This window comes from Virgibacillus halodenitrificans JCM 12304 (assembly GCF_001310895.1).
Classification (GTDB): domain Bacteria; phylum Bacillota; class Bacilli; order Bacillales; family Amphibacillaceae; genus Virgibacillus_Q; species Virgibacillus_Q halodenitrificans.
On record NZ_BAZS01000044.1, the window covers coordinates 18,607 to 27,255 of the forward strand.

The window sequence follows — 8,649 nt, forward strand, 5'->3', positions numbered from 1 at the left end:
GATTTTGTGGGAAGCAATGTTTCAGTTGGTCTATTAGGTTTAGGAGTAGTCGGTTCAGGTGTGATTAAGCTTATTGAAAACCACCAGGAAGAGCTTGCACACCAACTCGGCTGTGGAGTAAATGTAAAGAGTGTACTAGTTCGGGATACGGAAAAAACACGTGATGTGCAAATAGATCGAACGTTTCTTACCACTAATCCAGAAGATATTTTAAACGATCCGGAAATCGATATCATAGTAGAGGTTATGGGTGGAGTTGAAGAATCATACCATCATATTTTAAAAGCATTCTCATCCAAAAAACATGTGGTAACAGCAAATAAAGATTTAGTTGCTTTACATGGACCAGAGCTTCAGGAGGCAGCAACCAAAAACCAATGTGATTTTTACTACGAAGCGAGTGTAGCAGGAGGAATCCCTATTTTAAGAGGGATTGCTGAGGGCTTGTCCTCTGATCGGATTCAGCAGGTAATGGGTATTGTTAATGGTACAACCAACTACATACTTACGAAAATGAATAATGAAGGCATGCCTTATGAAGATGCACTAAAACAGGCTCAAGATTTAGGGTTCGCAGAAGCAGATCCAACAGCAGATGTGGAAGGATTAGATGCTGCACGTAAAATGGCCATTCTGGGAAGACTCGCATTCTCTACAGATATTGCCTTAGAGGAAGTAGAAGTTACCGGCATTAAGGATCTAGATTTAGAGGATTTAAAATATGGAGATAAGTTAGGCTACACAATGAAACTCATTGGATTTGCGAACTGCAAGGATAAAAAGGTAGAAGTCAACGTTCAACCGACTTTTTTAGCAAAAAGCCATCCTTTAGCAGATGTTAAAAATGAATATAATGCCGTCTATGTTTACGGGGAGGCTGTAGGAGAAACAATGTTCTATGGCCCAGGTGCCGGTAGTCTGCCAACAGCTACGGCAGTAGTGTCCGATATTGTAGCTGTTATTAAAAATATTCGTTTAGGTGTAAATGGCAGACAATCTGTTGCACCAAGATTTAAGAAACAATTAAAAGCGCCTGACCAACGATTTGGACAATATTATTTACGTCTACAAGTAAAGGATGAGGTAGGAACTTTTTCCAAAATTTCTTCCTTGTTTAATGAGCTAAACATTAGTTTTAAGCGAATCCTTCAAACACCTGTTCAAAAACATCAACAGGCAGAGATAATTTTGGTTACTCATCAGACTTCTTTAAGCAATTTTACTACAGCTTTAGAAAGACTTAATCGTCTGGATGCAGTTATTAAAGTAAAGAGTTATTATAAAGTGGAAGGAGATGCTAAGAATGAAATGGCACGGTCTGATCAGTCATTATAAGTCATTTTTACCAGTAACAGAACATACGCCATCACTAACTTTACATGAAGGTAACACACCATTAATCCACTTTCCTGCTCTCTCAAGTCAACTAGGCATTGATCTGTATGGAAAGGTAGAAGGAATAAATCCCACAGGCTCGTTTAAGGATCGGGGAATGGTGATGGCTGTAGCAAAAGCTGTCGAAGAAGGTAGCACCTCTATTATTTGTGCTTCCACAGGTAACACCTCTGCTTCAGCAGCTGCTTATGCTGCAAGAGCAGGGTTAAAAGCAATCATTGTTATACCTAAGGGTAAAGTAGCCCTCGGAAAGCTGGCACAGGCTATTATGTATGGTGCAGAAATTGTAGAAATCGATGGTAACTTTGACGATGCATTGAAGATGGTTCGAAAACTTAGTGAAACATCTCCTGTGACGCTCGTTAATTCTGTCAATCCATATCGGCTTGAAGGGCAAAAAACAGCAGCTTTTGAGATATGTGATGAGCTTGGTGCTGCTCCAGATATACTTGCGATCCCTGTTGGTAATGCAGGTAATATTAGCGCATATTGGAAAGGGTTTAAAGAGTATAATGAATCCAAACAAACAGGACTTCCTAAAATGTTCGGATTCGAAGCAGAAGGTGCTGCAGCCATTGTTAATAATAAAGTGATAGAAAATCCGGAAACCATAGCAACAGCTATTCGAATTGGTAACCCTGCAAGCTGGGATCTTGCTGTAGCAGCAAGAGATGAGTCCCATGGGGCCATCCATTCTGTTTCAGATGAAGAGATTAGTAATGCATTTAAACTGTTACCACAAGTAGAAGGTGTTTTTGCAGAGCCTGGATCATGTGCCTCCATAGCCGGGGTTATTCAGCAATGTAAAGCTGGAACAATTCAAAAAGGAAGTAAAGTGGTAGCTGTGCTAACAGGGAACGGTTTGAAGGATCCACAAACAGCTATTGATCAGTTGGAAGTAGAAACTGTTTCCTTGCCTAATGACGAAGCTACTGTAACAGATTATATAAATAAATTGGTGAAAGCATGATGAATTTTAAGCTTTCCGTTCCAGCAAGTACAGCCAACTTAGGCCCTGCTTTTGATTCGGCAGGCCTGGCAGTACAGCTTTATCTTCATTTAAATGTAGAACAGTCAGATAGGTGGGAGTTTGTCCATACAACCAAGCTATTACCTGACTGCTTAACATATGAAGAGCATTTTATTTACCAAATTGCACAAAGAACTGCAGAACGTTATCAACAAAACCTTCCTCCAGCTAAAGTGACCATATCAAGTGATATCCCTTTAGCCAGAGGGCTTGGAAGCAGCGCTTCTGCCGTTGTTGCAGGTATTGAGCTTGCGAACCAGCTATGCAAACTCTCCTTGTCCCAAAAAGATAAATTACAAATCGGCACAGAAATCGAAGGGCATCCCGATAATATAGCTGCAGCTTTACTCGGAGGCTTAGTAATTACTGCCAAATTAACAGAGGATGACCTTGAATATGTCCATTTATCCGATATCGATTTGGATACCGTTGTATATATTCCTCATGTAGAACTAAAGACAGAGGCAGCTAGAAAAGTAATTCCAGATCATTTTTCCAAAAATCAAGCTACTACTGCCAGTAGTATCAGTAATGTAATGGTAGCGGCTTTGATAAATGGTGACTATGAACAGGCTGGGAAACTAATGGAGAGGGACGGTTTCCATGAACCATTTCGGGCAGAACTTATTCCAAATTACCAGCAAATAAAGCTACTAGCCAAAGAACATGGCGCTTTTGGAACAGTCATCAGTGGAGCAGGTCCTACTATGATTTCATTTGCGTCTAAGGAACGAGGGGATCAACTTGCTAAAAAAATGGGACCCCTTCTTCCAGAACATCAAGTACGGATGGTAGAAATTGATAGAGTGGGACTACAAGTCTATTGATTAATGAAAGAAAAGCGATGAGCTGTGTTTTCTACACAGCTCATCGCTTTCTATTTATCTCCCATTAAGGCAGTCATTAACGCTTTTTGTGCGTGCAGGCGATTCTCAGCTTGATGGAATACAACGGAATGCTCTCCATCAATAACTTCTGTAGAAACTTCTTCTCCCCGATGTGCAGGTAGACAATGCATGAATATTACATCCGATTTAGCCATAGCTAGTAATGTACTATTTACCTGGTAATCTTTGAAGGCACTCAGTCGTTTTTCCTGTTCCATCTCTTGCCCCATGCTTGCCCAAACATCTGTATAAATAATATCCGCTCCATCTGTCGCCATCTCCACATTGTCTGTGACAATGATACCGCCACCATGTTCCTTAGCAAGTTTCTCGGCCTTTATAGTAATTGCTTTATTTGGTTGGTACTCTTCAGGGGCAGCTATAGAGATTTCCATTCCCATCAGTGCTCCACCAATCATTAAGGAATGTGCCATGTTATTTCCATCGCCGATATAACACATTTTCATCCCTTTTAGTTTCCCTTTTAATTCCTTAATCGTCAGAAGATCTGCTAATACCTGGCAAGGATGATACTTGTCTGTTAATCCATTAATGACAGGAATAGTAGAATGATGAGCCAATTCTTCAATCCCTTCCTGGGAAAAAGTACGAATCATTATTCCATCCAAATATCCTGACAGGACCTTTGCTGTGTCTGAAATTGATTCTCCTCTACCAAGTTGCAGGTCTCCTGAACTTAAGAATATCCCTGTCCCTCCTAATTGATAAACACCAGCTTCAAAAGATACACGAGTGCGAGTGGAAGACTTTTCAAATATCATCCCAAGCGTCTTGCCTTTTAAGGGCTCTACAACATTTCCTTTCTTTTTTTGTTCTTTTAGATATTCCGCCAAATCGAGTAAGTAGTAAATTTCCTCTGGTGTATAATCAACTAATGACAAAAAGTCCCGTCCATGTAAATTCAGTTGTTTATTAGTGATTTCTGCTAATTCAATACCCATGATTCACAACCCTCATTTCAGTTAGTATATGAATTATTATGCAATAAAAAGAATAATTATACAATAATAATTTGCTTATTTCTTTAAAAATATTTAATTTACATGAAACAAGCTGAAAATTATTCCATTATAAGAACGATGACTTGTGCTATTGGTCTCACTTTTTAGTAATGTGCTCTATTAATTTAATATCCGCGGACTCGTGTTCAAGAGATATCATTTCATAAAAAAAGTACGATCAACAACAACCATTGATCGCACTCCTGTTTACTTTTAAACATTTGCTTGTATCCATTTAATTCTTTTTTTGTATAACCAATACTTTGAGATAATTGCCTTGAGGGAAATCTTTGTGGACCATAAAATCTCCTGGCAGGCGAAATTCCTCCAAAATTGAATAACCGACTTTCATTTCTTTAAATGCTTTCTCAACAAATCCTTTAAACTTTTTCATTCCAAATGTAGCATTATTAGTAGATGCAACAATCACACCATTCTTATCCGTAATTTCAATTGTATCTTTTAAAAGTGCCGGATAATCCTTCGCTGTACTAAATGTATGTTTTTTTGAACGTGCAAAGCTTGGTGGATCCAGGATAATCAGATCAAATTTCAGATTTTTGCGCTTAGCATATTTAAAATAATCAAATACATCCATTACACGAATGTCCTGCACCTCATAATCAATGCCGTTGACACTAAATTGCTCTATCGTTTTGCTTTTACTTCTTTTAGCCAAATCCACGCTAGTCGTCTTCTCTGCTCCCCCTAACGCAGCAGCCACGGAGAAGGCTCCTGTATAAGAAAAGGTATTTAATACATGCTTCCCTTTTGCATAGCGATCGCGTATCGCTTTTCGTACATCATGCTGATCCAGGAAAATACCAGTCATGGCACCGTCGTTTAGATAGGCTGCATAGCGAATACCATTCTCTGTAACAATAATTGGAAACTCTCCCCGTTCTCCTTTTACAAAATCATCGTCATCTAAATATTGACCTTTTGTATCAAACCGTTTCTTTTCATAAATTGCTTTATAATCTCCCAGTTCATCCAACACACGAATAACCTGTTCTTTGTAGGCATAAATCCCTTCACTATACCAATTGATAACGTAATAGCCATCATAATAGTCAATCGTAAATCCGCCTACGCCATCACCTTCCCCATTAAATATGCGAAACGCATTGGTTTGAAGGTCATCATAATAAGATTGCCTCTTGTTAATGGCAATTAGAATTTTGTTCTTAAAAAAGGAATAATCAATTTTAGTATTTTTATTGCGGGTGAGTATCCAACCAATTCCTTTATTCTGCTTACCGTAATAACCCTTGGCAATAAATTGATTCGAGTCATCGGTGAGGTGAACGATACTGCCTTCTTTTTTAAGCATTTCAACATTTTTTATTGTGTCTTTCGTAATCAACGGATACCCATTTTGATAGTTTCTTATAGCATTTGCTTTTACTTTTAATTCAACTACAGACTTCATATTTTCATCCTATCTGGTTTTTTTCCATTATCGCATGAGAAGCGAAAAAGGAAAAGATAAACACTGGTTTAGTACAAGCTATTGGTACTGATTCTTACGTTATCAGGGATCTGGATATAAAGCACCTGTTGCCCGTGCTCGAACAGATCATCTAGGATACTTTTTCCGGTCAATTGACGAAATGGAAACTCAGGAGTGAAAGCAGCATACTCTACTTCGGTTACTTCCGGTTTATAAATATGTAGAGTTTCTTTAGAAAGCTTCACGTTTGGCGGATAAACTTTTTTAGAGATATCTATATTGTCGACATATGCCGGTGTTTGATAAAAAGTAATCCGTACTTCATTTTCCAAACCATTCGAAGTATTTATCATGACAGTTACTCCTTCTGCATCATTATCTGGAGCCTGAATGTTTATATCAGTGGCTTCATAAGGATATTCCCATTTTTCACGAATATACTGCTTATTGATCTGATCTACTTGCCCTGTTTCAAGCAACTCATAGAGATAAGGAGCTTCCTCTTTTTCTTTCGCAGGCTTTTCTTGCTCTCTATTAGCCGTTGGCAATAGAAAGAAAACAAGCACGCAAAGCAGAAGAAAAATCACATAACCACTCAGCATCGCTCGCACCCGGTATCCATAGCTGTTAACATAACGTTGTAACAAAATAGAAATACTTACTAGTGCTACAATAAAAATGATAAAAATAATGACACTCATGCTCTAACCTCCTTTCTATTGGAAAGAAGCGTTGCCAGAGTAAATAGCAGAACTGCTGTAAAAAAGCCTTTTAAGAGAGACATTAGGAAAGAATGTTCATAAATGTAAAATTCGATCATATATGTTGTTAATTTGCTGCTACTCATTTCCAAAAGCAAGGTAGTTCCAATAACTATAACTGGTACCAGAATTATAAACATTCGATTCATTTGGGCAATGGAACCAATAAGATAACCTGCAGCGCAGGCAAGGAAAACATACAATATAACAATTATTGCCCCTCCTATAACTTCCGATAAAAGCATGGATGTGCCTGTATGCATAAACTCAGCAGTGAAAAAGGTGTAGACAACTAATTTAAGTAAAAACCCAGATAATATTGCCGTAACCCCACCAATGATACTAGCAATCGCCATAAAAATGATATTTGATAAATTGCTGCTTAACCGATTGGTTACAAAAATGTAATCATCTTCTCTATAAGCCTTGGTCGTTATTAATATGGCGCTTATAAAAGCCCAAATTAATGTCAGAACAACTACAATATCTGCTGAGTAATAGGTTATACTTACCGACATATTATAAGCGCTCGTTCCAGTCATTCCTACTCCATTAAGCGAAAACAAGATGCCAAGCACCTGTAAAACAATGAGGGAACTAAAAATGCCACTATAGGACCTTAATTTAAATTGCGTTTGCTTTTGCACCAATTTTCCTAATCTGACTTTATTTAAAGACATTATCTATTCCCTCCTTCCGCTGGTTCGTTAAGTATATGGCTAGATCGCTAACAGAAATGCTGGAAGTCTCTATACCGAGGCGTTTTGCTTGCTCTAATGGAAATGCTTCATTTTTAACAACCATAAATGTACGATTCATTTCGTTTGTTTTTTGGTATAATACCTTTTTGTTTGATGACCATTGGCTGACAATCTCCGTTCTTCCTGTCAACCCAATTGCGTATTCCTTAAATTCGTCCATAGGTAAATGAGCTAGTACTTCCCCTCTTTCTATGAGAAAAATATCTTCAATTAGATCCTCAATTTCATCAACATGATGACTGGAAATTAGTATAGTCCTTGGATTATTCAGATAATCTTTTAAGAGCGCTCTATAAAAATCTTTACGCACAGCGGCATCCATTCCTGTTGTTGGTTCATCAAACATAGTTAAGGCACAATGCGAGGCAAGCCCTATAATAGCGTTAAAAGTACTCTTTTTACCCTTTGATAGATTTTCATGGATATCCTTTGGGTTAAAGGAAAAATAGCTAAATAGACGTAGCGCAAGAGTTGTATCCCAGTTAGGGTAAAACCGCTCCGCTTCTTTTAATATCTCACTAAGGGTTAAGGAGGAATTAAAACGAAGCTGATCATCAATATAAATACTATTTACCGAGACAAATAGATTATTAAATGGTTGCTTGTTAAATACTCTTAAAGTACCGGATGTCTCCCTCCACATTCCAGCAATGACCTTCATTAGTGTTGTTTTGCCTGCACCGTTACGTCCAATTAAACCTGTAATGGTATCTTCTTTAATAGTAAATGAAAGGTTATGTAACGCATTTACTTTTCCTCGGATTTTATTTAATCCATCGCATTCGATTACATTCACTTTTTCTCCCCCTCTTTTTTGTACTCCTGTAACATGGCGATTAATTCTGGCTCACTCACCTGTAATTGCTCTGCTTCATCCACTAACTCTATAATCAATCTTTTTAAGACTACGTTTTTTCGTTTATCTCTAATACGTTCAATTGCCTGTGAGGCTACAAACTTACCCAAACCTCTCTTGTTGTAAAGTATCTTTTCGTCTGAAAGTACATTTAAACCCTTAGCGGCGGTAGCAGGATTAATTGTAAAGATTTCTGCAAGTTTATATTGAGAGTATACTTTTTCATCTTGTTTAAAATGCCCTTTAAGAATTTCCGTCTCTATCCATTCTGCAATTTGAATATAGATCGGTTTACTCGTCTCAGAATTAAGGTTCAAGTGTTTAACCTCCTAACCAGGTTAGTGCATTAGTCGTGTAATGTAGTATACTACCTTTTGTTAATTATTTCAATAATAATCTGAATCATTTCAAAAGCAGCCTAGGTAGAATTTTATTTATCCTTTTACACATAGGGTTATAATAGACATTCACGCCCAATTCCCCA

9 protein-coding genes are annotated in these 8,649 nt (G+C 37.8%); 3 read left to right on the forward strand and 6 right to left on the reverse strand.

Annotated elements, in window-relative coordinates; all coding sequences use genetic code 11:
• The first annotated feature begins 6 nt into the window (after window positions 1-6).
• Genes JCM12304_RS17095 through thrB form a run of 3 tightly spaced genes read left to right on the forward strand, consistent with a single transcriptional unit; the run spans window position 7 to window position 3,252 of the window.
• Complete coding sequence (locus tag JCM12304_RS17095) at window positions 7-1,335, forward strand: homoserine dehydrogenase (RefSeq protein WP_019379051.1); 1,329 nt, start codon at window positions 7-9, stop codon at window positions 1,333-1,335.
• Window positions 1,304-2,365 (forward strand): threonine synthase, encoded by a 1,062-nt coding sequence (gene thrC / locus JCM12304_RS17100; protein WP_019379050.1) that lies wholly within the window; start codon window positions 1,304-1,306, stop codon window positions 2,363-2,365. Before JCM12304_RS17095 ends, thrC begins: the two co-directional genes overlap by 32 nt.
• A complete protein-coding gene (thrB, locus tag JCM12304_RS17105) occupies window positions 2,365-3,252 on the forward strand; it encodes a homoserine kinase (RefSeq protein ID WP_019379049.1) in 888 nt (295 codons plus the stop codon). The genes thrC and thrB overlap by 1 nt, the downstream gene beginning before the upstream one ends.
• Before the next feature lie 50 nt (window positions 3,253-3,302).
• Here the strand turns inward: thrB and argF are convergent, their stop codons facing one another.
• From argF to JCM12304_RS17135, 6 genes are all read right to left on the reverse strand, one after another.
• Entirely contained in the window at window positions 3,303-4,274 is a 972-nt protein-coding gene (argF, locus tag JCM12304_RS17110) for an ornithine carbamoyltransferase (protein WP_060681764.1), read from the reverse strand.
• Window positions 4,275-4,569: 295 nt separating this feature from the next.
• Window positions 4,570-5,766 (reverse strand): class I SAM-dependent rRNA methyltransferase, encoded by a 1,197-nt coding sequence (locus JCM12304_RS17115; RefSeq protein ID WP_060681765.1) that lies wholly within the window; start codon window positions 5,764-5,766, stop codon window positions 4,570-4,572.
• A 68-nt stretch (window positions 5,767-5,834) separates the two neighbouring features.
• Window positions 5,835-6,488 (reverse strand): hypothetical protein, encoded by a 654-nt coding sequence (locus tag JCM12304_RS17120; protein ID WP_060681766.1) that lies wholly within the window; start codon window positions 6,486-6,488, stop codon window positions 5,835-5,837.
• A complete protein-coding gene (locus tag JCM12304_RS17125; protein ID WP_019379045.1) occupies window positions 6,485-7,228 on the reverse strand; it encodes a hypothetical protein in 744 nt (247 codons plus the stop codon). Before JCM12304_RS17125 ends, JCM12304_RS17120 begins: the two co-directional genes overlap by 4 nt.
• Entirely contained in the window at window positions 7,215-8,105 is an 891-nt protein-coding gene (locus JCM12304_RS17130) for an ATP-binding cassette domain-containing protein (protein ID WP_060681767.1), read from the reverse strand. Before JCM12304_RS17130 ends, JCM12304_RS17125 begins: the two co-directional genes overlap by 14 nt.
• A complete protein-coding gene (locus tag JCM12304_RS17135; RefSeq protein ID WP_019379043.1) occupies window positions 8,102-8,482 on the reverse strand; it encodes a GntR family transcriptional regulator in 381 nt (126 codons plus the stop codon). The genes JCM12304_RS17130 and JCM12304_RS17135 overlap by 4 nt, the downstream gene beginning before the upstream one ends.
• Window positions 8,483-8,649 lie beyond the last annotated feature (167 nt).

Coding starts and splice junctions, on each gene's coding strand:
- thrB (WP_019379049.1), top strand. CDS start 2,365: ATGAATTTTAAGCTTTCCGTTCCAGCAAGTACAGCCAACTTAGGCCCT.
- thrC (WP_019379050.1), top strand. CDS start 1,304: ATGAAATGGCACGGTCTGATCAGTCATTATAAGTCATTTTTACCAGTA.
- JCM12304_RS17115 (WP_060681765.1), bottom strand. CDS start 5,766: ATGAAGTCTGTAGTTGAATTAAAAGTAAAAGCAAATGCTATAAGAAAC.
- argF (WP_060681764.1), bottom strand. CDS start 4,274: ATGGGTATTGAATTAGCAGAAATCACTAATAAACAACTGAATTTACAT.
- JCM12304_RS17120 (WP_060681766.1), bottom strand. CDS start 6,488: ATGAGTGTCATTATTTTTATCATTTTTATTGTAGCACTAGTAAGTATT.
- JCM12304_RS17125 (WP_019379045.1), bottom strand. CDS start 7,228: ATGTCTTTAAATAAAGTCAGATTAGGAAAATTGGTGCAAAAGCAAACG.